This is a genomic window from Algoriphagus marinus (assembly GCF_001936475.1).
Classification (GTDB): domain Bacteria; phylum Bacteroidota; class Bacteroidia; order Cytophagales; family Cyclobacteriaceae; genus Algoriphagus; species Algoriphagus marinus.
In genome coordinates, this window is record NZ_MSPQ01000010.1 from 33,252 (window position 1) to 59,452 (window position 26,201).

The 26,201-nt window shown below is 39.3% G+C and carries 21 protein-coding genes; 4 read left to right on the forward strand and 17 right to left on the reverse strand.

Features of this window, described 5'->3' with window-relative positions:
- Positions 1-4 precede the first annotated feature (4 nt).
- From BVC88_RS15850 to BVC88_RS15885, 7 genes are all read right to left on the reverse strand, one after another.
- Positions 5-1,075, reverse strand: coding sequence for an efflux RND transporter periplasmic adaptor subunit (locus tag BVC88_RS15850; protein ID WP_075351701.1), 1,071 nt, complete (start codon positions 1,073-1,075; stop codon positions 5-7).
- A 211-nt stretch (positions 1,076-1,286) separates the two neighbouring features.
- The gene (locus tag BVC88_RS15855; protein ID WP_075351702.1) at positions 1,287-2,558 is read right to left on the reverse strand and encodes a 6-bladed beta-propeller; all 1,272 of its coding nucleotides are present in this window, start codon (positions 2,556-2,558) and stop codon (positions 1,287-1,289) included.
- Between the two features lie 803 nt (positions 2,559-3,361).
- Positions 3,362-4,498 (reverse strand): hypothetical protein, encoded by a 1,137-nt coding sequence (locus tag BVC88_RS15865; protein WP_075351704.1) that lies wholly within the window; start codon positions 4,496-4,498, stop codon positions 3,362-3,364.
- Positions 4,495-4,728 carry a hypothetical protein gene (locus tag BVC88_RS15870; protein WP_075351705.1) on the reverse strand — a complete coding sequence of 78 codons (234 nt, stop codon included), beginning with the start codon at positions 4,726-4,728 and terminating at the stop codon, positions 4,495-4,497. The genes BVC88_RS15865 and BVC88_RS15870 overlap by 4 nt, the downstream gene beginning before the upstream one ends.
- Positions 4,729-5,069: 341 nt before the next feature.
- Positions 5,070-6,158, reverse strand: a complete 1,089-nt coding sequence (locus BVC88_RS15875) for a hypothetical protein (protein WP_075351706.1) — start codon at positions 6,156-6,158, stop codon at positions 5,070-5,072.
- Between the two features lie 45 nt (positions 6,159-6,203).
- Positions 6,204-6,392, reverse strand: coding sequence for a hypothetical protein (locus BVC88_RS15880; RefSeq protein WP_075351707.1), 189 nt, complete (start codon positions 6,390-6,392; stop codon positions 6,204-6,206).
- A gap of 238 nt (positions 6,393-6,630) precedes the next feature.
- A complete protein-coding gene (locus tag BVC88_RS15885) occupies positions 6,631-7,218 on the reverse strand; it encodes a septal ring lytic transglycosylase RlpA family protein (RefSeq protein WP_245803659.1) in 588 nt (195 codons plus the stop codon).
- Positions 7,219-7,322: 104 nt separating this feature from the next.
- Between BVC88_RS15885 and BVC88_RS15890 the strand changes: the two genes are divergently transcribed.
- Both BVC88_RS15890 and BVC88_RS15895 read left to right on the forward strand, forming a co-directional pair.
- Positions 7,323-8,552, forward strand: a complete 1,230-nt coding sequence (locus BVC88_RS15890) for a metallophosphoesterase family protein (protein WP_075351708.1) — start codon at positions 7,323-7,325, stop codon at positions 8,550-8,552.
- The gene (locus BVC88_RS15895; RefSeq protein WP_075351709.1) at positions 8,549-11,581 is read left to right on the forward strand and encodes an AAA family ATPase; all 3,033 of its coding nucleotides are present in this window, start codon (positions 8,549-8,551) and stop codon (positions 11,579-11,581) included. Before BVC88_RS15890 ends, BVC88_RS15895 begins: the two co-directional genes overlap by 4 nt.
- A 69-nt stretch (positions 11,582-11,650) precedes the next feature.
- Here the strand turns inward: BVC88_RS15895 and BVC88_RS15900 are convergent, their stop codons facing one another.
- From BVC88_RS15900 to BVC88_RS15920, 5 genes are all read right to left on the reverse strand, one after another.
- Complete coding sequence (locus BVC88_RS15900; protein WP_075351710.1) at positions 11,651-12,262, reverse strand: alpha/beta hydrolase; 612 nt, start codon at positions 12,260-12,262, stop codon at positions 11,651-11,653.
- Entirely contained in the window at positions 12,255-13,205 is a 951-nt protein-coding gene (locus tag BVC88_RS15905; RefSeq protein WP_075351711.1) for a ring-cleaving dioxygenase, read from the reverse strand. Before BVC88_RS15905 ends, BVC88_RS15900 begins: the two co-directional genes overlap by 8 nt.
- A gap of 51 nt (positions 13,206-13,256) precedes the next feature.
- Entirely contained in the window at positions 13,257-13,811 is a 555-nt protein-coding gene (locus tag BVC88_RS15910) for a YceI family protein (protein ID WP_075351712.1), read from the reverse strand.
- Positions 13,812-13,889: 78 nt separating this feature from the next.
- Positions 13,890-14,342 carry a MarR family winged helix-turn-helix transcriptional regulator gene (locus BVC88_RS15915; RefSeq protein ID WP_075351713.1) on the reverse strand — a complete coding sequence of 151 codons (453 nt, stop codon included), beginning with the start codon at positions 14,340-14,342 and terminating at the stop codon, positions 13,890-13,892.
- A 113-nt stretch (positions 14,343-14,455) separates the two neighbouring features.
- Positions 14,456-17,356 (reverse strand): triple tyrosine motif-containing protein, encoded by a 2,901-nt coding sequence (locus BVC88_RS15920; protein ID WP_075351714.1) that lies wholly within the window; start codon positions 17,354-17,356, stop codon positions 14,456-14,458.
- A 206-nt stretch (positions 17,357-17,562) separates the two neighbouring features.
- Here BVC88_RS15920 and BVC88_RS15925 point away from each other — a divergent pair, with 206 nt between their 5' ends.
- Positions 17,563-18,966 carry a COG1361 family protein gene (locus BVC88_RS15925; RefSeq protein WP_075351715.1) on the forward strand — a complete coding sequence of 468 codons (1,404 nt, stop codon included), beginning with the start codon at positions 17,563-17,565 and terminating at the stop codon, positions 18,964-18,966.
- A 63-nt stretch (positions 18,967-19,029) separates the two neighbouring features.
- Positions 19,030-19,893, forward strand: coding sequence for a glycoside hydrolase family 16 protein (locus BVC88_RS15930; protein WP_083639133.1), 864 nt, complete (start codon positions 19,030-19,032; stop codon positions 19,891-19,893).
- A gap of 32 nt (positions 19,894-19,925) precedes the next feature.
- Here BVC88_RS15930 and BVC88_RS15935 read toward each other — a convergent pair whose 3' ends face one another.
- The 5 genes from BVC88_RS15935 to porD all read right to left on the reverse strand — a co-directional run bounded on the left by BVC88_RS15935 (position 19,926) and on the right by porD (position 26,177).
- On the reverse strand, positions 19,926-20,729 hold the full coding sequence (locus BVC88_RS15935; RefSeq protein ID WP_075351716.1) for an alpha/beta fold hydrolase: 804 nt from the start codon (positions 20,727-20,729) through the stop codon (positions 19,926-19,928).
- 49 nt (positions 20,730-20,778) lie between these two features.
- Positions 20,779-22,371, reverse strand: a complete 1,593-nt coding sequence (locus BVC88_RS15940) for an amidohydrolase family protein (protein WP_075351717.1) — start codon at positions 22,369-22,371, stop codon at positions 20,779-20,781.
- 315 nt (positions 22,372-22,686) lie between these two features.
- Positions 22,687-23,502 carry an enoyl-ACP reductase FabI gene (locus tag BVC88_RS15945; protein ID WP_075351718.1) on the reverse strand — a complete coding sequence of 272 codons (816 nt, stop codon included), beginning with the start codon at positions 23,500-23,502 and terminating at the stop codon, positions 22,687-22,689.
- 84 nt (positions 23,503-23,586) lie between these two features.
- Entirely contained in the window at positions 23,587-25,236 is a 1,650-nt protein-coding gene (recN, locus tag BVC88_RS15950) for a DNA repair protein RecN (protein ID WP_075351719.1), read from the reverse strand.
- A gap of 38 nt (positions 25,237-25,274) precedes the next feature.
- Positions 25,275-26,177, reverse strand: coding sequence for a type IX secretion system protein PorD (gene porD, locus BVC88_RS15955; RefSeq protein WP_075351875.1), 903 nt, complete (start codon positions 26,175-26,177; stop codon positions 25,275-25,277).
- Between the last annotated feature and the right edge of the window lie 24 nt (positions 26,178-26,201).

The window sequence follows — 26,201 nt, forward strand, 5'->3', positions numbered from 1 at the left end:
GGGCTTAGTCTTTTACGATTTGAACCGGTGCCTGATGCGCTAGTTGCAGGTTGTTTGTAGTGATGACCGTACTTCCCGCTTCGATACCATCCAATATTTCCACTTCCTGTCCATTGTCTTTACCTACTTCTACGTAGTTCCACTTGGACTCATTATTCTCGATGGTAAAGACCACCGCCCTACCGGAACGATAGACCAAAGCAGCTTTTGGAACAACCAGAGAATTATTTTGCGGGGCTCGGATGATGGCACGAGCGTTCATGCCGGGTAGCAGATTTTTATTTCCTGCCAAAGCAATAGACACCTGCACTAGGCCGTTTTCATCGACTCTAGGATTGATCCCAGCCACTCGCCCCGCTAGCGCAACGGTAGTTGCAGTGATCGGATAGACTTCGGCGGATTGTCCGATGGAAATCTGTGGAATATCAGATTCCAATACGTTCACTCGTAGAAGCAATTGATTGGTGCTTAGAATCTCACAAAGTGCCTGGGAACTGCTGACCAAGCTTCCGGAATTGTATTTCAAATCGGCTACCTGACCGGAAATCGGAGCTTTGACTTCGCAGCGCTCAAAAATCATTTGGGCTTCTTTGAGCTCCAATTCTGCCAAAAACACCCCACTTTTTGCTTTGAGCTGATCATCAATCAGTCGGATTCGCTCCTGATCATTAGAAGAAAAAACGGCATCATAACCTAGCTTCATGGATTCATATTCGGCTTTCGCATTCCGAAGGGCGATCTGCGCTTTCTCCAAGCGAAACTGAGCTTCTGCCGGATCAAGCTTGGCAATGATATCTCCCTTTTTCACAAACTGTCCTTCTTTCACATGGACTTCCAAAAGGTATCCAGCTTGCTCGATGATGGCCATCACCTCCGAACCCGCCTCCATCTTTCCGGTGGCATTGATCAGGTAATCGAAGCTTTTGCGCTCGGCGGCGGCGGTGCGAACTTCTGTAGCGGCAACTTCATTTCGAAAGGATTCGGTGGGAGCTTCTTCGACTTTTTCGCTTTCTTCCTTGCAGGAAAAGGTAAAGATGAGCAGGCATGCAAAAAGTAATTGGGTATAATTTTTCATCTGGTTTTAGTTTTCAACCTGAATAAACTAACTAATCATTCAAAATCAAAACGAGAAATTCGGAAAAGCTGTTAAAAAGGGTGAAAATTAGTTCAGTATATCAGAATCCTGATTATTCAACTCAGCAAAAACAGAAATCCTAACTCGAAGTTATAGTGCTCCTCAAAACTGAACTAATTTCAAAATAACAGATACAACTTGAATATGTCCTCTAGTCTTTTAATTTAAAGATCAACAAAACCGGCTGTTCAAAATCCTCTACGGACTCTAAGAATTTTTTAACCTTGGTAAAATCCCTGCCACTTCCCTCCTCCTTTTTAAAGATTTCTTCATAATCTTTATACTGTTTGCCTCCTAACCTTATAAAGGAAACACATTCTTGATCGACACATGCCAGAGGGAAACTATAGAAAATCAAATCCTCAAAATCAAACTCTAATCCTGTACCTGAAATAATATCTCCAGTTGTTTTATTATAGTAAACATGAAGTTCCGGCCCACCAAACCGATTAAATTTCATACCCATCCAAGTTGGGCTAACAAAATGAAGCCCAAAACCATAGAATTTTTTATCTTCTTTTCTTTCTGAAATAAATTCAGGACCAATATCTCCAAAATCCTTTTCTGACAATCCTTTAGCTTCCAGATTTACTTGGAAGATCGGAGATATTGTATTGTTTGCTACATCTACCTTCAAAAGCTCATTTGAAAATCTTGGAAAGTAAGTCACCACTCCTCCATTTTCTCTGATTACATCCCTAGGAACATAATTTGAAAGCATCTGATCGATTTTGGGGTACTTGAATGTGCTCCGAATGATAAAATTACTATCCAGCAAAAAAATATCACTTTCAGCGGTTTTCCCTAAATGACCATTCCCATTATTAAAGCTTGAGAAAAAAAGTTGATTTCCAGGGAAAATCTTAAAAGAATGTGCTCTTAGCGGAAGTCTCTTTTCAGATAGAAAATCTCCTTCAAAACTGAAAGACAGGACTTTTGCCAAAGAATTATCATAAATCAGGATTCTTCGATTCGCTTCATCCAAATCAAATTCAGAAATAGATTTCATTTCTCCTGGTCCCTCCCCAGTAGGGATAAATTGGCCTACCTGCTCACCTGTGAATAAATCAAAAATTTGCAATGAGTTATAGGTGTACTGATCCAGAATAAAAACCAGAGAATCCGAAAGAAGGATTTTATCAATATCTCCGACCACGCCCCCATCCCAATTCTTCAGACTCAGCAATCTATAGTCAGTCATTAAGTCTGAAAGCTTGATCTTCGCATCTATTTGATTCTCGTCCAGATTTAATACAACAGGATCACTTTCAGAATAGATAAATTCGGTACTCAAAGAGTCAGACCCTACAAAACTGAGAAATTTGCTATTTCCAGTTTCTGTCACTTCATCTTTCTGTCTTTCACATGCTGAAAACAGAAAAAGGGAGGCAATCAATACCCCCCAAAACTTATTAATAGTCATAAATTATTATCCGCAATAAGTACTGCGACACCACCAATCGTCACCATCTCTACAAACATTTTTTGTACCTGCATACGATTCCGAATACTCGTAAAAAATAAAATCGTACGATTTTGTAACGGTGCAATCGACACTTTCCTTTTTCCAACCCCACGCATTTGCGTCTTGGGTGGACATAATTGCCATTGCGAAGCCAATAGCGAAAACAAAAACTTTTTTCATTTTTAAATTTGGATGTGCCCTCGAGCTACGAAAACTGGGAGCGGGTTAGAATTCATTGATTTTGAAAAATTCCAGATTTTGGCGCCTACCTTGATCTTTCGTTTCCAATATCAAAAAAAAAAAACTAATAAGCAAGATTAGTTTGAACTATTTTACTAGAAAGTTTCTAACTAACTGATTTTCAATTATTAAATTTTTAGCTTTAGTTCATAAAATCGATTCAAATCACTCTATATCTGCTAGTTAGTAACACTAACTCTTCCTACCTCCCAGCTCCAAGTAGGCTGGGGACGGAGCGGGGTAATGGGTTTTTTAAAAATTCTGATTCAGATCGTACCTGTAACTTGCTAAAAATTTAATCACAAATGTCTTATATGAGCTCTCATGGTTAGGAAAATTGATTAATGCTAGCTTAGCTCAATTAGATAGTAATTCAGAATATCCTCATTGGGTTGACTTTGCGGACCGACAAAAACTAGTTTACATAAGGTATTCCCGAATTTCCTGCAGAAGTGAAAACAGCTACCTTCCTTATATCTATATTTCTTTATTACAAAGGAATTGGTCAACGAAACAGTTATTTATGGAATTGTTAATTTCAATCTGTAAAATTTAAAACGGTCTTCATTAGGTTGATTTTTAGCTTTGATGATTATTTCATCTCCAACTATCAAATGAAACTTATCCAAATCATCGGTAAAATCATTTAAAGATAACTCCTTCAATTTTTTGAAATCTGCATCATAAACCTCCAAATAGAATATTGAATCTTCACCAACTTGTTTGGGTCCTCTAACTATCCTTACATAGTTTCTTTCTCCTAAAGCATATATAGGTGCAAAAAGCACATCATTACTCCATAAGGATCCCATCTCATCAGCATCTTTTTTTGAAATAAAACCACTTACTGCTAGTGGTAATTTCTTTTGATGCGGATAGTTGAACGTTTCAAACTCGTATTCAGAGAAATCATTTGTTAAGATATTTCCTACCTGGATCAGATTTGTAAATGGATATGACACAATAATCCTATTTGTAGAGTCCATTAAGACATGTGGAGTATTCGGTCGATATACTTTGGCTCTTCCAGCTGAATACGATACAGTATGGTCTTCCAATAGCTTTCGTTTAAACGGGACATTTACCTTTTCAAGCCTATAATCAGCATGATTTAGTCTAAAAAAACTTATCTCTTCATTTATAAAATTCTTCGTTAAGAAGTAACTACTCGTTTTCAAATCCAAATAATAATTTGCGAAATTATTGAAGGAAAAATCTTGGATGATTTGATGTGTATTATCATTCCCAAACAGAGGGTCATTTAATAGATTTACTCGTTTTAATTCCGAAGAATCCTCGATATAAACATCATTCTGACTATAAAAAATAAAGCCCTCGGAACTTGAATCAAACCATCTAAAATTATCAATCCCACGAGGTCCCTCCTTTTGGATTCCTTTACCTTTCTTGGCATAACTTAGACTCTCTTGAAAAAATAAAGTGTCAATTCTATCATAATAATTATTGAAAACCAATACCCCATTATTGAGAGGTGTTCCTGTCATCTTATAGGACTTCATTAAATAAGAAGATAGACCTGTGTCTCCGAGATCCAACTCTTCCGGACCTTCAAAGGCAATATGAATCTCCTGCTCAGGAGACTTCTCTTCGGAGCAGGAGAATAAACATAAAAATAGGTAAGGGATAATTTTTTTCATTCTCCTATGCAACTAGAACTTGGGCCATTTGAAGTTACAATAATTAGCTTGTCTTCATCACCACAAAGGTCATTGAGCATAACTGCGGTTCCAGCACAGCAATTTTCAATCGCATCATCTTCAAAAGGCTCTGACGATTCTACTGTGCTGCAATAATTCCAAGAACCTCCACATGGAAATGCAGAAATACTAATTGCAAAAACTCCTAAACTCAATATTAACTTTTTCATTTTTTTGTCATTTGTGCCCCCAAGCTAAAAAACCGAGAGCGGGTAAGAATTAATAGAATTAAAAAAATGCCCGACTGGCCAATACCTTGATCTTTCGTTGCCAATATCAAAAAAAAACAAACTAATGAGCAAGATTAGTTTGAACTATTTTACTAGAAAATTTATAACTAACTGATTTTCAATTACTAAGTTTTTAGCCTTTGCTCATAAAATTAATTCAATTCACTCTATTTCTGCTAGTTATTAACACTAACTCTTCCTACTTCCAAGCTCCAAGTAGGCTGGGGACGGGAAAGGGTAATGGATAATAGAATACCCGTTTTGAATTAGAATAAAATTATTCAATCAAACAGAAAGCGCTTTAAGTACAAATTCTCATCCATTCCTCTGACCAGCAGGCTAAGCGTATCCCCATTGACTTCTCGGAGCAGAGACCTGAGTTCATAATAATGCCAAGAACCTAGAATTTCTTTTTCCTTTATAGTCTTCGAATTCAAATCAATTTTCATAAGCACATAACTGAAGGTGTCTCCACCAGATGCTTTATTCCTATCATCGAAATGAGTGTAGGCCGCATAGAAGATATTATCATCTTTACTTTTATCAGTCGAAAGACTTAAGAATTGATCCATCAATTGGGACTCTGACGGATCCTCATTGAAATATGACATTAAAGGTTCGTGGATTTCGCTTTTCAGCTCGAAAAATTCTAATAACTCACCTTCAAGGTTATACTTTTTCAATATTGGCACCCCAGCCACATTAAGGACATATATAAACCCATTCTTAGAAATCACATTTTCACTTTGGCTCACAGCTAAAGCTCCCTTTGAATACGTTGATGGGAAATTTCCGAAGGTTTTTAAAAAAGCTCCGTCATCATAGGAAAACATAGATAAAACAGTTGATTCATTAAAAGCCTGAGATATCGGTCCATCAAATCTTGTACTTATAAATAACTTATCTCCAATTCTATCAAAGAAAGTTTCATAGTCGAGCACGTAGTTTGGCTTACTAAAATTCAATTTTTTCTCAAAGAGAAAATCCCCGGAGATATTAAATACAAAGATCTTATTCAAAAAATGATTAAGTAAAAAAATTGAATCTTGGCTTATAAAGGCATTGGTGTAACTTCTTTCTGGAATAGGGTATTCATCAACAGTTTCTGAATTAAATATACCAATTCGTTTACCCGATTTAGTATTGAATAAATGAATAGAAGAAAATGAGCCATCCCCAAATATTAAAAGAGAATCTTGATAAATTTTCTCATTAAAAACAAAGTTAAAAGCATATCCCGCCTCCTGAATTTTCACAGAATCAATAAAATCGATTTGACCTTTTTCTATTGTAAAACCTACCTCTTTTGGATCTCTAGTACACCCAAATTTGAAAAGCAAAATGATTAGGAAAATTGTTAAATTTTTCATCTTTTGAAACAAAGGCTTTGTCCATTAAACTAAGCCTCTGAATTTTTATCCACCAATTTCAGCACCTTTCATTACAGTGATTTCTATTCCTTCACAATTATAAATTGCAAAAAGTGGATTCTCTGTTTCTCTTACAAAAACACATTGCGCAGCATCAGCTTTTTGAATATCGATAAAAAACATCCCTACCATTGCAAATACAGCAATACTCGATTTCAAAATTAACTTTTTCATTTTTAAATTTGGATGTGCCCTCGAGCTACGAAAACTGAGAGCAGGTTAGAAATAATAGAATTAAAAAAATCTCCGACTGGCCAGTACCTTGATCTTTCGTTACCAATATCAAAAAAAAGAAAACTAATAAGCGAGATTAGTTTGAACTATTTTATTAGAAAGTTTCTAACTAACTGATTTTCAATTGTTAAATTTTTAGCTTTAGTTCATAAAACAAATTCAACTCACTCTATATCTGCTAGTTAGTAACACTAACTCTTCCTACCTCCCAGCTCCAAGTCGGCTGCGGACGGGCAACGGAAATTGGCTTTTCATAGATTCTGACGCGGATCGTACCCGGTGCCTCTCCCTCAAAGTGCTTATAAAGCCGGTTCATATCTTCAATGGTGGCGACATGAATGCTCACTTGTGCGATTCCCTTATCGATCATTTGGAGTTCTTTCGCTGCGCTTCTAGAGATATCGATGATTCTGCGTGAAGTCTTGGGTAGTCGATCATTGACACGGACCCAGACCGAATCTTTGGTATCCACTCGAGTTACTTTCACCCAGGTATTAAAAGGAAGGTATTTATGTGCGGCAGTCAGGGAATCCATGTGAAAAATCTCCCCACTGGAAGTCATTCGCTGATGAAAACGCTTCCCATAGAAACTAGCAGTGCCCGTTTGGATCTTTACCGAATCGGCAAGCTGTCCAAAAGAGGAGCTGACAAAAGCCATAAGAAAGACGGAAAGCAAGAAAAGCCGCATATACAAAACTAAGATTTCGTCCCTGCTTTCCAAGAAGCCTGCCAATTGCTGACAAGTCAAGGTTAAAGTTTGTTCCAAATGGAGATAAAATCTAACTTAGATTTCTAGTCGAAAATTTACTTATTCTTCATTTTTTCGAAGTAAACGGATTTTGATTGACGTTCAGCATTTTAAAAAAATCTATGCTAAAAATTCTACATACAGCCGATTGGCATCTGGGCAAGCGATTGCAGGAGTTCTCACGCATCGAGGAGCAAAAGCTTGTGTTGGCCGAAATTTGTGCTATCGCAGACCGTGAGGAAGTGGATCTGGTATTACTAGCCGGTGATATTTTTGACTCCTTCAATCCCAGTCATGAGGCGGTGGAGTTACTCTATAAAACCTTACGGAAACTCTCCAAAAATGGCGAAAGACCGATCATCGCCATTGCAGGAAATCACGATAGCAATCAATTCATTGAGGCTCCGGATCCATTGGCGCGAGAACTCGGGATCTTTTTTTACAGTACTTATCAAAATCTCATTCCCACCGGAAAATTGGATTCCGGAATCGAAATCACGGCTTCCGAACTAGGATTTATGGAGCTTCGACTTCCAAAATTTGAATTCCCTATCCGAATTATTTTAGCTCCCTATGCCAATGAGGTGTCCCTCAAAACCTATCTAGGAGAGGAAAATCGGGAAGCGGAATTTCGCAAAATCCTAGCCGATAAATGGGCCAAGCTAGCCGATACGCATTGTGATGCCAATGGAGTGAATCTTTTGATCGGGCATTTTTACTTTACCAAAGAAGGGGAACCATTAGAAGCAGAACCCGAATCAGAGCGTCCGATCTTGCATGTGGGAGGAACTCAAGCACTTTTCACTGATAATATTCCTTCTCAAATTCAATACGCTGCGTTGGGTCATCTTCATCGCTATCATGCGGTAAGTAAATCCCAACAGCCAGTGGTTTACTCGAGTTCGCCACTTGCCTACTCTTTTAGCGAAGCAGATCAGCAGAAACAAGTGGTCTTGATCGAAGCCGAACCTAGAAAAAAAGTGACGTATCAGCCCATTCCCCTGGAAAGCGGTCGCCCACTTTACCGAATGAAATTTGATAATCTACCCGAAACACTCACTTGGCTGGAAGTGAATCCCTATTGCTTTGTGGAGCTGACTTTTGTGGCGGAGACTTCCATCGAAGCGAGTACCCGAAAGGCCATTATGAAGGCCCATGATGGCATCGTCAATCTGATTCCACAATTGAAAGATCGAGCTGGAGCTGCAAGTAGCGCATTGAAAGTAGAGGATCTGGGAAAAGACATGACGAGTCTGTTTTCTCTTTTTTACCAAAGTGAAAAAGGTGAAGCACCCAATGCGGAAATCTTGACCTTATTTCAGGAAGTAATCAGTCAGGAGGGCAGCGTATGATACCGATTCGATTAGAAATTCAGGGGCTATATTCCTACCGGGAAAAGCAAGTCATCGACTTTGACAAGTTGACGGCAGCTGGATTATTTGGGATTTTTGGAGCAGTTGGATCCGGAAAATCCTCGATTTTAGAGGGCGTACTTTTGGCACTTTATGGAAGTACAGAGCGGCTTTCCGATCGAGGTGAAAAAAATTCCATGATCAATCTACAAAGCGATTCGCTCACGATCAGCTTTCAATTTCGATCAGGACAAAACAATCAATCCTTGTATCTGGCGCGCTATGCTGCTAAGCGAAATAAAAAAGACTGGGAAAAAGTCGATCCAGCGGAGCATACTTTTTATCAGGATAAAGGCGGAGCTTGGAAACCTTTGGAAGCACGAGCGGAGGAAATCATCGGAATGAAAAAGGAGCACTTCAAGCAGACGGTGATTATCCCACAGGGCAAATTTCGGGAATTCATCGACCTCACTCCGGGACCTAGAGCGGAGATGATGAAGGAGTTGTTTGGCTTGGAGCGATTCGATCTTTCGCAGAAAACTGGAGCATTGCTGAAAATTGAAAAGGAAAATAAAATCCGCTTAGAAACCCAATTAGCAGGCTTAGAGCCCTATACCAAAGAAAATCTTCAGGCAGCTGAGCTTCAACACGCTGAAGTCCAAACTAAAACACAGGACTCCAGCAAAAGTCTGGAAGCCAAGGAAGCATTACTGAAAACCCTGGAAATAAAGGGGCAACGATTTGCCGAACTACTGAAGTACCGCGAGGAAAGCGTTAAGCTGGAAGTTCAAAAACCTGAAATCGAGCGAAATCGAATTTTGCATCGGGAATTTATCAGCGCCAAGACAAATCTAAAACCAACCTGGGACAAGCTTCAGGATTGCCAAGTAGAACTGGAAAAAGCAAAAGTGAGTGCGGATGATTGCGCAAGGTTTGCCATTCGCTACGAGCAGGAAGTCGCCGAACTTGTTCAGGAAGAAACCGAGCTCAAGCAAAAAAATCAAGATCGCCCCAATCGGGAAGCAAAAATCCGGGATCTTAAAAAAGTAGCTGAAATTCAAGCCTTGAATCAAGAGCTCGCTGAAGCCAGCAAAAAAGTAGAAACCCTTCAGCCTGAAATTGAATCCAAGAAAAGCGCTCAGAAATCGCTGGAAAGCCAAATCAAGGCGCTGGAGGCTCAGTCCGAGAATTTGGCTAAGGTAGATTCCAGCCAGCTGGCGGATTTGAAAAGTGCCGCTCGGGAATGGGAGCAACTCGAAAAGCAAAAAACCTATCTGGAAGAAAGCCTCCGACAAATCTCTGAAGTAGATCAGGGGCTCGAAGAAGCCTATCGATCGCTACTTGCCAATCTTCCTGAAAAAGAAAAAACATTACTGAGCTGGTCAGAATCTCAAAAATCAGCTTTAAAAGCTTTGGAAATCGATCGGGAAAAATTGATCACCAAGCAGGGATTGGCGGCCCATGTTCACTTATTGCACGCGGGTGAGTCTTGTCCACTTTGCGGTTCGCTCGAGCATCCAAATCCGCTGCAAGCCGAAGCCGAAGAAAAGGAAATTCAGGCCATCAATCATCGAATCGAATCCCTAAAGTCAGACTTGGAGCGCATTTCAAAACTGATCCAAAAGCAGCAGGAATTGGATATTCGGAAAGAGAATCAACAGAAAAACAGAAACGAAAAAACTCAGGAACTGGCTCAAATTCAAAAATCCCAATCAGCTCTCTCAAATAAACTTGACTCCTTTGGCCTAGCTGATCAATCCAAATTAGCTGAGCGAATCAGCGAAATGGACCAAGCGGCACAGCTCAAAACCAAGCTCGATCAGGAACTCAAAACGGTCCGTCAAACTTGGGAGGCCGAGCGAGCCCAAGTTGAAATTTTGGAAAAATCCTTTCATCAGGCGACGCTTTCTTTTCAGTCAAAGCAGATAGCCATCAACACCAAAAAAGAGGAAATCAAAGATCCGACTTTTTGCAAGCCATTCTTCCAAAAAAACCTGGAAGTCATCAAGGCTACCATCCAAAATGTGGAAAATGACATCCAAAAAGCAATCGAACTTTTGGATGGAAAACAAAAACACCTTCGAGAAAAGAGAGCGGAACAAAGTACCAATCTTGCCGATCTGAAAAATTTTGAAAGTCGAAAACAGGAGTTGAAGAAAAAGCATGAGGAATTATCCTCCACTTTTTCCAAGCTTAAACTCCAATATGACTTTCAAGACGAGCAAGCCCTGATCCGGCTTTTTGAGCATTCAATCGATGCAGAAAAAGTCGATTTGGAGATTCGCCAGTTTGATCAAAAATTGGCAACGGTGGTCAGCAGAATTCAGGAATTGGAGAATGAAAAGGGCGTTTCGGATTTTGAGGAGGAAAGATTTTCAGATTTAAAACTCGATTTTCAAAATTTAAAATCCCAGCATGAAGCCTTGCAGCAGGAACTGATTCTGCTCCAGCAATCCATCAAAGAAACACAAAGTAAATTGGCTGAGAAAGTGATTTTGGAGCAGACGCTAGCCAAACTGGAAATCCGGGAAAGTAATCTCAAAGAACTAGAGCGGCTCTTTAAAGGAAGCGGCTTCGTGAAGTATGTGAGTTCGATCTACCTCAAAGAACTCTGCAACACGGCCAACTTGCGATTTATGAAATTGAGCAAAAACAGTCTGAGCCTGGAGATCGATGATGACAATACCTTCTGGGTGATTGATTATTTAAACGGTGGCAAGCGGCGATTGCTCAAGACGCTTTCGGGTGGACAGACTTTTCAGGCTTCACTTTGCTTGGCTTTGGCTTTGGCAGAAAAAGTAAAATCACTCAATCAAGCCGATCAGAGCTTTTTCTTCTTGGATGAAGGCTTTGGAGCCTTGGATCGAAATGCCCTTCGGGTAGTTTTTGAAACGCTGAAATCGCTTCGCCATGAAAACCGAATAGTAGGAATAATCAGTCATGTGGAAGAATTGCAGCAGGAAATTGGGGTTTTTGCCCAGATCGAACTTGATCCGGAAAAAGGTTCACAAGTCAGCTATTCCTATTGATCGGTTGAGATTTGGATAAAAGCAAAAAGCCCTGACGATTGCCAGGGCCTTTTATCATCTAAGAAAACCTTATGTTAAAACTTTACTATTGACCCAATCAATTTCTTCTTTTCGAATCGTATGATCCGAGTCATCAAAAATCAGCGTTTTTACTTTCGCTCCCTTTTGAACCAGTAAGTCGGCAGAAAGTTTAATTCTTTCTAAAGGAACATGAAAATCTTGCTTGCTACTTCCGATAAAGATTGGAGTAGAGGAAAAATCTCCAGAATATTTTTCTCTTTTCAATTCCGCTCCAATCAACCCTCCGGTGAATGCAATCACGCCTCCATATTTCTTAGCATGAAGCGCAGCAAATTCAAGTGAAAGGCAAGCCCCTTGCGAAAAACCGATAAAGTAGAGCTGCTCGGATTTGAAACCTTTAGCGTACAAGCCTTGGACAATTTCTTCCAACTGCTTGATTGCTTTGGAATAAGCAGGTTCATTGCTTGCATCTGGGGCCATAAAGCTGTAAGGGTACCAGAAATTACCATCCGCCTCAGGAGCTAGTAGCGCAAAATCCGAAAGGTGAAGATGATCTTTGAGACCAAGAATTCCTGAGGCACTTGCCCCTCTTCCATGGATCAGAATTGCTACTTTTTTCGCTTGGTCGAGTGGCAAGCCTGCCGACAAAACTTTAGACATATTTTTCAGGATATAATACAACTGGCGCAAGTCCTTTAGTGATCTGTGCTCTGCTAGGTTCTGCCCATTCAGGCAATTTCAATAACTCACCCAAATGAGCTTCCTCTTCATCAATCGCAAAGCCTGGCTCGTCGGTAGCGATTTCAAATAAAACTCCACCCGGCTCGCGAAAATAAATAGACATAAAATAATTTCGATCCTTTACCTCTGTGACTTGGTATCCATTATTCATCAAGATTTTTTGAATCTCAAGTTGAGTAGTGGTATTGGCTGTCCGGAATGCAATATGATGCACGGTTCCTGCGCTTTGTTGACCTCGATTTCCGCTATGATTGACCAGAATATCTACGATATCTCCCGGCTTACCCTGAGTTCCATATCTAAATCTTCCATTTTCCTCCCCAATGAATCGATAATCCATGTGATTAGTGAGGAGCTGAGCAGTGAGTTCTTTGCTTCGCAAATTTAAAGTTGCACCATAAAACCCACGAATGGCATGGGAAACAGGAATCTGTCCATAAGACCAACCCTCCCGATCATCTTGATCATTGGCGATGAGCTCTATTCCCATCCCATCATGATCTTCGAAACGAATTAACTTATCTCCAAATCGAGTCAACACATCAGAAACTTTGACATCAAATCGCTCTAATCTAGCTTTCCAATAATCCAGAGAATCAGCAGCAATAGAAAAAGCAGTATAAGTCAATTCCCCTGTTCCTTTAGTTCCTTTTCTGGCTCCAGTAAAAGGGAATGTCGTAAAGACGGTACCCGGTCTGCCTAGCTCATCCCCAAAATAGAAATGATAGACATCCGGAGCATCAAAATTGATAGTCTTCTTTACCAATCTCAATCCCAAAATCCCAGTATAGAAATCAATATTCGCTTGGGGATTTCCTGCGATTGCAGTAATGTGGTGGATTCCTGTGATTAATGGTTTCATTTATTTTCCTTTCTTTTTGAAAAAAAAGCTGCCATTGAGGCAGCTTTTAGATTAAGAATTTTCCTCTACTAATTCCGCTTCTTGTTGTTTTACCAACTGCACATTCAAGTGCAATCTTACTTGATCGCTCACTACCACACTACCTGCTTCAGTGATTGCTGACCAAGATAATCCGAAATCTTTTCTATTTACTTTACCGTCGATTTCAAATCCTGCCTTAGTCTGACCATATGGATCGCCAGCTACACCACCGAAATCTACATCCAACTCAACCGCTTTAGTGGTTCCTCTCATAGTTAGATCTCCTACCAATTTATAATCTCCACCTTCATTGGTGATCACTCCAGAGAAAGTCAGATTTGGGTGATTAGCAGCATCAAAGAAGTCACCTGATTTCAAGTGATTATCACGATCAGCTTGGTTTGTGTCGATGCTGTCTATTGCTGCAGAAAAATTCACTTTAGCTCCTGCAAAATCATCAGATGTGCTTTCTGCACTTCCTTCAAATTTTCTGAAAAAACCAGTCACTGTAGAGATTACCAGGTGCTTCACTTTGAAAGATACTTCAGAGTGAGTTGGGTCGATAGTCCATTTTGTTGTGCTCATAATTGTGTTTGTTTTTTTGTTATTAGTTTATTATTTGTTTCAACATTTGTTGTCTATACATTTATTACGGTAAAAAATTTAACCTCTCATTTTATCCAGTAGATCGTTCAGCTGATTTACTTCATCTAGTTCAAGGTTAATAAATTGCTTATTAGCTCTTTCCACTTCTTGCTGAACCAGATTGAGTAAGTTTAAACCGTCCTCGGTAATCATAACATCTACTTGCCTACGATCATTTGGACACTCTTCTCTTTTGACAAGCCCCTTCTGTTTTAATTTTTCAATCAGCCTACTTGCATTTGACATTTTATTCAACATTCGATCTTGAATAGAAGAAACCGTTGTAGGAACACCATTTTGCCCTCTGAGAATTCGGAGCACATTGTATTGCTCAGGCGAGATTCCATGAGGTTTAAAGAAAGCATGCTGGGAAGTCACCAAATAGCTGCTGGTATAGAGTAAGTTCACCACGACTTTATTGTAGGGGTCCTTGAATACTTTTTGCTGAATGGCATCTTCTATTTTGCCCATGATATTTGTAATTGTATTTAATGTATATACATGTAAATGTATGAAAAGGTTTATTCTTATTGAGTTTTTTTTTAAAAAAACAGGAAAACCGTGAATCAGAACAAATTAGGCCCTTAAAATCTTATGAGATAGTCACTCAAATTATCCTTTCGCTCCAAATTAAGTTTCTTTCGAACCCGATATCTTCCAATTTCAACTCCCCTTACTGAGATGCCTAGCAGATTAGCAATTTCCTTTGTATTAAGGTTCATCCGAATGTACGCGGCAAACTTTATCTCCTGAGGGGTGAGTGTTGGGTACATTTCTTTTAGTCGGGTGATAAAATTACCATGTACCTGATCAAAATTTTCTGAAAACTGTTCCCATTGGTTTCCATTTTCAAGATCCCGCTCGATTGACTTAATCAATCTGGAAAGCTGTGTATTCAATGCTTTACTTTTTTCTTCACTTGAAATGGTTTTCAGAGTACTTTTTATAGTTGCCAGAAGTTGATTCTTTTGAATTAAATGCATCGCGGAAGATGTCAATTCTTGATTTTTATAATCTATTTCTGTCTGTAACTTTTCGTTTTTAAGTTTGATAATCTCTTGCTCGGCTCGTTGAGTTAAGTTCTCAAGTTCCATTTCTTTTTCACGCAAAACCAAACCTTGTTCTTTCTCCATTTTAACAGTACTGATTTTGTATCGGCGGTCCAACCATTTATAGGCAAGAAAAAGAGTAAAAAGAGTCCCGAAAAAGTAAAACAAGTAGGCAAAGACACTTCTATAAATAGGGGGTTTTATGGAGAAGGAATAACTCAATTCAGGACTTATTTCATCAAATATATTTCTGGACCTTAATTGGAAGTCGTAATCTCCTTCTCTGAGATTAGTATATTCTTTCCTGTTTTCATAGGTCCAGTCAGACCAATTCTCCTCAAATCCATGCAGTCTATATTGATATTTTATCTCATCACCACTTTCAAAATGAGGTGAAATAAATTCAAAACGCATGGAGTTTTGAGCGAATGGAAAACTTACTTCTTTTATTCGCTCAAAAACATCCCCATCAAAATCATGGCCCTGAAAAAGAATTGAATCTTTTTCCCCAAGATTGACGATTGATTTAAACAGAACTTTGGACTCTGAAACTCTTGAAAAATCAAGGTCTGGCGAATAATGTATAAATCCATTCTTCCCTCCGATGAGAATATTTTTCTCATCTAAAACCATAACGTTAGCTAAATCGTCATTCCAAAAACTTTTGATTTTATTAAAACTCGAATAATCAAGTCTAAATCCGTCCACCGGATCAGTTTTCAATACTCCAAGCTTATCCCTTTCTATAAAATAAAGATTATTCAAGACATCACTTTCAATGTCAATAATCGTGGCTTCCTTTCCGAGTATATTAGAAAAGAGTTCGACAGGAATAAATTTATCTTCAATATCTGAATACTCAAAAAAACCACTATCCCCAGTGAATACTAACCTGTTAGCGATTTTAAAAACATTAATTAATATATCTCGCGGGAATCCGTTTTTACTATTGTAAAGCTTATAGCTTTCCACTTCAGTCTTTTCATCATTCAGACTGACTTTAAAAACTCCTTTATATCCATGTGAAACCCACAGATTCTGTTCATCGAATTCAATTAGTCGAGAAGACTCATTAAACCCTTTTATTTTCCGGAGATATTTAACCCCACTTTGGGTTGATTCTAAAAGTGAAAGTCCGTCATATTTACCCTCAATAATAAGATTTTCATTACCCGGCATCTGCTTAAAAATCCAAGTTCCTTTTTGGTTTGAAATCTGCCGAACCTCTTTTTCTTTCACAAGAAAAGTCCCCGCATCGTGCCCCATCAACACATGACCATTGATTTGTTGGATGGTGTAAACTTGTCCTTCTGATCCTGGTAAAAATTGGAGCTTCCCATTCTCCAAAAGGTATAATCCAACATTGGTACCTAGATACAGTTTTTCATCTACTAAAAGAGAAGTATATCCAGCGCCCAATAAACCCATTCTATCATCTATAAATGAAAATGGAGAATTAAGATCAACTCGGGAAATCCCAATATTCAGAGCCAACCAAAGCCCCTCAAAACTATCTTCAAAAATATAGTTAATGGTTAAATCTGGAATCCCTGAGGATTTGTCCAGATGTAAGATTAATTCACCGGCCTCCGAAATAATGAAAAGGCCTGCATTCTGAGTGGCAAGAGCTATGGAGCCATTTCGAAGTCTAGTGCTGTAATTGATTAGATAATTATCCTTCCAAAAATCGCCTTTGAATTCAAAAGGCAAAACGGATCCATTATAAAGAAAAGCACCATTGTTAAAGGTTGTAATCAAAAGAGTCTCTTTATCAAAATTCAGAATATTTGAGATTCTCTTATCTATGAAAAAATCGCCATTTCTAACGGTGTCCAATTTTCCGTCTTTCAGTTGAACCAGACCTTTTTCAAATTCATATGAATAGAGCCTATTATCAACTTTGAAGGAGACATCAAGACGGGTTTCAGTCGGAATATATTCCAAATTACTTCCATCATAAATATAAATACCTTTAAACGTGCAGAAATAAATTTTGCCTTCGATTTCAAAGACCTTCCAAGTCTCATCAAAATCCCTTAGTGAATCAGGAAGACTATCTGCTATTGATACATACTCAAGTTCACCTGAAATATTCGCCCCTAGGTATCCGAAATCCGCTTGGCTACCCAAATAAATCTTGTTATCTTCTGCTTGGACAATTGATCTGACTTTGGTATCACTTCCAAAACGCCCCCAATATTTCCCGTCAAATTGCAATACCCCCATATTGTTTGCGACATAGATAAATCCGGATTTATCTTGAATAATGTCCCAATTCTGAATGCCTGCTTTGTAATCTTCAGGACTGTAATTGGTAATCATGGGTAGTCCTTGAAAGGCTTGCTTATTTTGAGCATTGATGCTCAATAAAGTGAGGACTTGTATACAAAAAAACAAATTGATTCCCCTGATCCATCTTTGTAAAATTAATTTCATACACTATCCTTTTGCGAAAAGACATTCGCGGTCTTGCGAAAGTCGAAATAATTTTAAACCCTGCTCAATTCTATTTAATAGAAGATAATTCGCAAAATGATGAATTTTTGATGTATTAAAAAATTCCATCTGATGAAATCTTGTAGCATACTTAATTTTGTAATTTGAAAACTATATGGGCTTATTTGAAATAAAAAAATAAACCCATGAAAAATTTAATTCAAAACGGATTACTACTGTTCTTTTCAGTAGTTATTATATCTGCTTGCGACAACGGTTTTGCAGATATTCCAATTGTAGATACTGCCCCAAGTATCCAACTAGGAGCTGTCACAAGTGGAACCACCGAGGGCGAAGATTTTGTCATCAGTGTCACCCTTAAAGATGCTGTCGAAGGGAGTAAAATTAGTAGCCTCGGCGAACTTGACTATGTGATCACAAGTGGTGGTGCTTCAGTAGCTTCAGGAAAAGAAGTTTTGACCGGATGGACGCAGACTGTAACTATTCGAGTGGCTGGTGGTTTTTCTGCTGGTGATTACAATTTCGATGTTACTGCACGTGATTCAAATGGTAACTCAAACGTTGACAACCTTTCATTTACTGTGACACCTGCCAAACCTGCATTTGATATCACTGGGGTTTGGTCAGTGGAGCAAGTTCCAGGGTCATTAGCGGTAGGACCAGGTCCAGGCACAGGAGATTTCTTCTCTATCAACGCTGGTCAGATTATTTCGAGAGCATGTTTTTATGATGATACGTATACATTCGAGGCAGACGGTACATTCAAGATCGATATGGGTGATGCTACTTGGCTAGAATCTTGGCAAGGAGTTAGTCCAGATGCATGCGGGACTCCAATTGCGCCTTTTGACGGAAAGGGAAGTTATACCTATACTTATTCATCTACTAGTCTGACGCTTGTAGGAGTAGGCGCTCATGTTGGCTTAGCCAAAGTATTTAACAATGGGGAGCTTGCGGCCGGAGATACGCCAGCTAATCAAATCACTTACACTATTGCTGAGCAGTCTCAAACTGGTAATGTGAGAAGAATGACACTTCATATCCAAGTTAGCCCTGGAGCTTGGTGGACATTCAAGCTAGTTTCTGGAGCAGCATCTTCTACAGCGACCACTGTCGAGGGTAATTGGAAGATTGCACCAGAAGCAGGAGCGTTTATAGTGGGCGATGGTAACCAAGTATTCTTCTCTAATCCATTAAGTGATGTAACAGGTAGAAATTGTTTGTTCGATGATGTTTACACTTTTGATGCCAATGGAGATTTTTCAATTGAAATGGGTAACTCCACTTGGTTAGAATCTTGGCAAGGTGGAAGTCCAGACGGCAACTGTGGCACACCAGTAGCTCCACACGATGGAACAGGATCATACAGCTATGAGCTTAATGGTAATAAATTAAAGCTAATCGGAACTGGGGCACATGTAGTGCTTCCTAAAGCAGTCAATGGTGGTGAACTCCCTGGTGTACCTGTACCGACCGAGGTGACTTACGACGTACTAAGTCTTACTTCCGATGGAACTACCAAAAGAATGGTTCTTGAGATCAATGTAGGCGGATCAGTAAGGTGGACATTTACTTTAGTATCAGCCTAATATTTTCATAATACCCGCCTCCCTTAGTGTAGGCGGGTATTATCATTTATAATCCCATTGATTATGAAAAAAATAAAATTAATTCTCTCTCTTTTTATACTTGGGTTAATTACAGCTTGTGGTGATGAAGAGAGTCCTAACACTCTTGGAGGCAGTTCTGCTAAAATCCCTATTCCGACGACAGGTTTCACTTCACCAAACTCGTATGGCGGAATGACCTTAGTGTGGGAGGATGACTTTAGCGGAAATAGTCTGAATACATCAAATTGGACTTTTGAGACTGGACGAGGACAAAATGGTTGGGGTAATAATGAACTTCAATTCTATCGAAGGGAAAATACTTCTCTACAAGATGGGAATCTGATTATTACGGCAAAAAAAGAATCTTTTGAAGGAAGTGAATACACTTCTTCTCGATTGATTACCCTTAATAAACAACAATTTCGGTACGGAAGAATAGATATAAGAGCCGTTATGCCTAGGGGCCAAGGACTATGGCCTGCACTATGGATGCTCGGCTCAAATTTCAATACTGTTGGGTGGCCAGCATGTGGAGAAATCGATATCATGGAGATGATAGGTGGCCAAGGGAGAGAGAATACTGTTCACGGCACAGTCCACTGGGACAATAATGGCTCAAGAGCCCAATTCGGTGGTGAAAAAAAGCTGACAGCCGGAACGCTGGCAGATGAATTCCATGTTTATTCAATCAGTTGGGACGCTACGACTATTCGTTGGTTTATCGATGACAAACAATATCATGTCATAGATACTAGTCCAGCAGAACTAGATGAATTCAGAAGACAATTCTTCTTTATTTTCAACGTAGCTGTAGGAGGAGATTGGCCAGGATCACCAGATTCCAGTACAACTTTCCCACAGCATATGATAGTTGACTATGTCAGGGTATTTCAGAATAATCCATAAAGTAAAAAAGCCTCTTGTGAGGCTTTTTTACTTTATGGATTGTTTCTAGTCAAAAAATCTTCAATTAATCGATTTACTTCTGCTGGCTTTTCAATGCTACTACTATGTCCAGCTCCTGGGATCATATGAAGTTTTGATCCTTTTATCCCCATTTGAATAAATTTAGCTTTTTCCGGTTTCGTAGCCACATCCTCGTCCCCGACAATAACCATCGTAGGGCAGTTGATTTTTGAAAGTTCTTCTTCTACTCCTCTTCGATAAATTACCCCCTCTACAGGCCCTGTAATTGACTTTTTATTTGAACTCAACTGCTTTTTCCAAAAGATAATTGACTCTTTATTAATAGGATCATTAAGCCAACTTTGAGCGAACATAATCGGCATCACTTGATTGGCTACAGGAGGTATGACCCCAAACCATCTCACGATACCATTTAGCATTTTATATTTCGGCAGGTTTTCAACCGGCTCTGGATTGGCAGAGGTATCAAGAAGAATAAGACTCTTGATCAATTTTGGGTGGCGGGCCGCAAGTCTCATACCCACAAATCCTCCCATAGAAAGTCCCGCAAAGTGAACCGGTCCCTTTACCAATTTTTTGATCAACTGGGCTGCATCCTCAGTCAGGGTCTCCATATCAAAAGGACCAATAGCTTCACTTTGTCCTTGACCGCGATGATCATAGCCAATGACCCGATAGTTTGTTTTTAAAAAATCAATCTGATCCTGAAACATCCGGTTGGAATATAATAAGCCATGTGAAAACACAATAGTCTCCTCTCCGATTCCAGTATCTTGATAGTGGATCTTAACCCCATTTACATCTATCTCTGCCATTTTTGCTTTGGTTCGTTGTCTTGTAAAGAATCTATCGAAAAGGGAATTTTCATTCCCAATCTAATCCTGGCTGCTTTAAAATGATATTTTCTTCAGCTTTGGCTTTTTCAACCATTACTTTTACATCATCCAATAATTTTTTAGCATCGTAAACGATTCCATCTTTGACGGTATATTTTACTCCTCCCACTCGAATTGGCTGGTTATTCTCATCAAGTCTGATTGCTCCAGTTCCATATAAAACCTTTAAGTTTTGAAGTGGATTTTCCTCAAGAATCACAAAGTCCGCCAATTTGCCAATCTCCACAGTTCCAATTTCCTTTTCCATACCAAGGAGTTCTGCCCCATACATTGTAGCTGACCGTATGACTTCCAAAGGATGAAATCCTGCTTCTCGCAGCAATTCCAATTCTCTGATAAAGGCAAAACCATATAACTGATAAATGAACCCAGAATCTGAACCTGCTGTAACCCGACCTCCACGATTTTTATATTCGTTGATAAACGTCATCCAAAGTCTATAATTCTCCTTCCACTGAATCTCTTCTTCTGTGGTCCAATCAAACCAATAAGAACCGTGAGATTGTCGACTAGGCTGGTAGTATTTCCAAAGGGAAGGCAAGGTGTAAACGGGATGCCATTCGGCAGTCCTTGCTCTCATAAGATCCCGATTCGCTTCATAAATATTAAATGTCGGGTCAAGGGTGAAATCCAGCGCTAACAGTTCATCCATCACATTATTCCAATGCTCTGAATAGGGTGCTGCGGCTTGCTTCCAAAGCTTTCCTGCTTCTCCGAATCGATGTTGCTCATTCTGATAGTTGTAATCCAATCTGAAATCCTGAATCGTACGATCTTCAAATAATGCCTCTGGAAGACCATACCAATGCTCCATCGAAGTCAATCCCGCCCGGGCTGAGTTCAACACATTCCATCTTGCCACATCAAGTTGCTGATGATGCATTGCCGAGCGAAGTCCCAAACGCTTATTTTCTGAAATAGCTGCCTGCATGACTTCAGGGCTTGCTCCAAAAAACTTAATCCCATCAGCACCTTTAGCTTTATTTTCATTAACCCAAGATTTTGCTTGCTCAGCAGTTGTAATTGGTTTTTCAGCTTTTTGTCCAAAAGAAGTATACGCAAAAAGCCTAGGGGCTGTAATCTCATTACCAGCTGATCTTTTCTTTTGCTCCAGCACCCAATCCAATCCATTGCCTGCAGAAGGATCTCTCACCGTAGTGATTCCATGAGCCATCCAAAGCTTATAAACATATTCTGCAGGAGTACCTTGTCCAGTCCCCCCAATATGTCCATGAGAATCAATAAATCCAGGCATCAAATAATGACCTTCGAGTTCATACACTTTGTCATCTGGACCTGCTTTTGGACGACGGCTTTCTGGGATAGGAAGGCCTGGATAGCCCACCACTTGAATCTGAGCTATTTTATTTTTCTCCACTACAATATCCACTGGACCTATAGGCGGCGCTCCTGTCCCATCGATTAAGATGACTCCCCGAAGTATCAAGCGTCCGTATTGTCCGTCGCCTTCAGCCCGGTCTGGGGCTGGTTGGATTTGAGAGAGCGCTGGAAGCAAAGTCCAGAAAGCGAGTACGATGAATAGTGCGAAATTCTTTTTCATATGATCATATTTTGTTTTCTAAAGGCCACATGAAATCTCGCAGAATATAATTATCCCAATACGTAACTTTTGAGTCATACTCGATTTCATCTGTTTATAATTGTTTTTAATAGACCACATGGAATCTCTCAAGGATTATGACAATCACATTTTGTGAATCTAAGCCAAGCTCGATTTCATAAGGTATGGTGGTAAAATCAGATCAATAAGATAGCTGAAAATCCTTTAACAAAAAACTTGATCCTGACTAAGGAAAGTATAAAAAAAAGCCCTTCAGAAAATCTCAAGGGCTTTTTGGTATAAGGTTGGTGGTTGTTATAAATCTTTTACTTTTTCCATCATCTCTTCTGAGATTCCGGTAAATGAGTAGCCTCCGTCATGGAATAAGTTCTGCATAGTCACCATCCGTGTCAAGTCTGAGAACATAGTGACAATGTAATCTGCGCAAGATTCTGCTGAGGCATTACCTAGTGGAGAGAGAGACTCTGCAAAGTTAAAAAAGGAGTCAAATCCTCCAATTCCTGTCCCTGCAGTTGTTTTTGTAGGTGATTGGGAAATAGTATTTACTCTTACTTTCTTCAATTTTCCGAATCGGTAGCCATAGCCTCTTGCGATACTTTCAAGTAAAGCTTTGGCATCTGCCATATCTGTATAAAAAGGAAAAACTCGTTGTGCGGCAATGTAGGATAACCCAACGATTGATGCCCATTCGTTCATCACATCTTGCTTTTCAGCTACCTGCATCATCTTATGAAAAGAAATCGCAGAGACATCATAGGACTTCATCGCCCAGTCGTAGTTCAAATCACCATAAGATCTACCTTTTCTGATATTTGGTGACATTCCAATAGAATGTAAAAGGAAGTCAAAATTGCCTCCGAGGTACTCCTTTGCTTCGGTATAAAGTTTTTCTATATCTTCCAAACTTGTGGCGTCAGCTGGAATCACGATCGTGTTACATTCCTGGGCTAGTTCGTTGATAGCTCCCATTCGCATAGCAATTGGGGCATTGGTTAGGACAAATTTAGCGCCTTGCTCTTTAGCTTTTAGCGCTGTTTTCCAAGCAATTGAATTCTCATCCAGTGCACCTGTGATGATTCCTACTTTTCCTTTCAGCAAATTTTCTGGCATATAGCTATTGGGTTGGTTTCAAAAATATGTTCAAAAATAGGTAAAAAATATGATTCTAGACTTCAATCCCCAACAACAGCCTAATTACCGCAGTAATTCCTTGGCACTTTCCAAAGCTGAAGCTGATGGCGAAACCCCAGCAATCATCTTTGCAAGTTCTTCAATTCTCTCCTCGCGATTCAATAATTTTATTTTACTTATCGTCTTTGCGGAACTATTGTCTTTGTATACAAAAAAGTGAACATCGCCTTTTCCTGCAACTTGTGGCAAATGCGTAATACAGATAACCTGATGATTTTTAGAAATATCCTGCATCATCCCAACCATTTTAAGCGCGACTTCCCCTGAAATACCAGAATCTATTTCGTCGAAAATAAGTGTAGGAAGTGCCATCTTATCTGCCATCAAATATTTGATCGCAAAAAGTAGCCTTGAAAACTCTCCACCGGAAGCAACTTTTTTCAAAGGTTGAGGAGCTGACCCTTTATTGGCAGAAAAGAGAATCTCTATTTCATCAATGCCACTTAAATTCGGTGAAATAGATTTATGTTCAAACTCAATTTTAGCATTTTCCATACCGAGGCCAGAAAGAAGAATTTCCAGTTCTTTGCTAAATACTTTAAAACAGGAAATCCGCTTTTTTTGAAGCTTCAAACCAGAGTCAAAAAGATTTTCTTGAGCTAACTCCAATTCTTTAGCTGTAATTTGAAGGACTTCATCCAGATTTTGAACTTCAAAAACTTTTTCAGCCAGTTCTTTTTCCAAAGCCATCAATTCTTCAACCGTAGCTAGGCCATGTTTTTTCTGAAGCTGATAAATCCTACTCAATCGATCTCTTGTATGTTCCAGCTTTTCAAAATCCACTTCTACAGCACTCTCCTCATCACCGAGTGTTTCCTCAATATCCTGCAATTCGATTAGTAAAGATTGAAAGCGGGTCCTCAATTCTTCATAAACATGAGCCAGTTTAGAAAGCGCCTGCATTCCATTATTAAGCTGAGTCATTCCATTAAGAACCCCTACCTCCTCATCTTGGAGTAAATGAAGCATCTCATTCATCCTAAGTTTAATTTCTTCTGCATTTTCGAGGATTTCCTGAGAAGATTCCAGTTCATGTTGCTCCCCCTCTCTAAGCCCCAACGCACTGAGTTCTTCGAGTTGAAAAGCATTAAAGTCTGCTTCCTTTTTCAGCTCAATAGCACGTTGCTGCAAAGCCTCAAATTTCTTTTGGGCAGCTTTATAAGTTCTAAAGTTAGATTTATACTCTTTTGTCTCAGAGCTAGTCTGTGCAAATGCATCGATCAAACCAAGTTGATATTCTCCAGAGCCTAATTGGAGGGTGTCATGCTGAGAATGAACATCCATCAATTTGGCACCTAGAATCTTGAGCGTCTCAAGCAAAACCGGTGTATCATTGATAAAGGATCTGGATTTACCACTTGGACTGATTTCTCTCCGGACAATACAAGTAGCATCATAATCCAAATCTTCGCTCTCAAAAAACTTGGTCAACCCATAATTCCCAATCTCAAAAACCCCTTCAATCACACATTTCTTATCCTCGTGTAGAAGGACTTTAGTGTCTGCACGATTACCAAGCAGCATCCCAACAGCACCTAACATAATCGATTTTCCTGCACCAGTTTCCCCGGTAATCATACTCAATCCTACTCCAGGCTGCATGAGCAGCTGGTCTATCAGGGCATAATTAGCGATGCTTAGTGATTTGAGCATGATGGATAAAATCGGTTGGTAAAACTAGAAAAACGAATTTAGCTTTTCAGCAAATCATTATACTTTTTCGCATTATTGGGATCTACTTCCAATAATAATTCGACAGCTTCAGTCCGAATATCCAATGGAGCATTCTTTAATATTTGAGAAATCTCATCGCTTTTTGCATCCATAAAGGAAATCGTAAAAATTCCATTAGGCTGAGCTTTATTGGCTTCTGCCAGAATTCGAATTGATTCTAGGATATTTTGATAGGCCTGATTCGGTTGAGTTTGAAGAATATCCAAACCTTGTCTATGATATAAGTAATAGGCATCACGAATCTTTGAAAAAACTGAAGAAATATAAATATCATTAATCAACCAGTAGCGATTTCTTCGATCAGAAGTGCTCTGTCCCCAGCCCTGTCTCCCGGATTTTTGCGCATTGTTGACAATGTCATTTGCGATCTCAAAAAAGTCATCTCCACCTCGACTTTGGAATGAATCATAATCCATTCCTAATGCAATGTGTGCATAAAAGGCTAGCAATGAACTGATATTATTTAAATAAGTAAATCGATTAAACTCTAAGGGCTGTGATTCGATGTATTCAAAATTCCAGTTTCGGTCTGCAAAATTAAAAAGTAAGCTTTCGAAATTCGTTCCATAGACCGGACGAACAGTTTGTATTTGCACAGTGGCATTATAACTCCCAACCTGCGGCACTTCGTTTATTGTAATCAAAAGATTACCCTTGATTCTTTCTTCACCCCGAAACTCATCAGTAGTCCAGGATCGTCTATTGAGAAATTGCTCAAAACTGGTTTTCATTTGATTGAAAACATCTGTGTTTTGAATTCTAGATCTATCGCTGTTAATGATAACCGTAAAATTGAGCTCTTGGGAAAAAGCTACTATAGTCATCAGGAATAGTGGTAAAAGAAGCAGGGCTTTTTTCATTAATCTAAAAGATAAAGAAATATC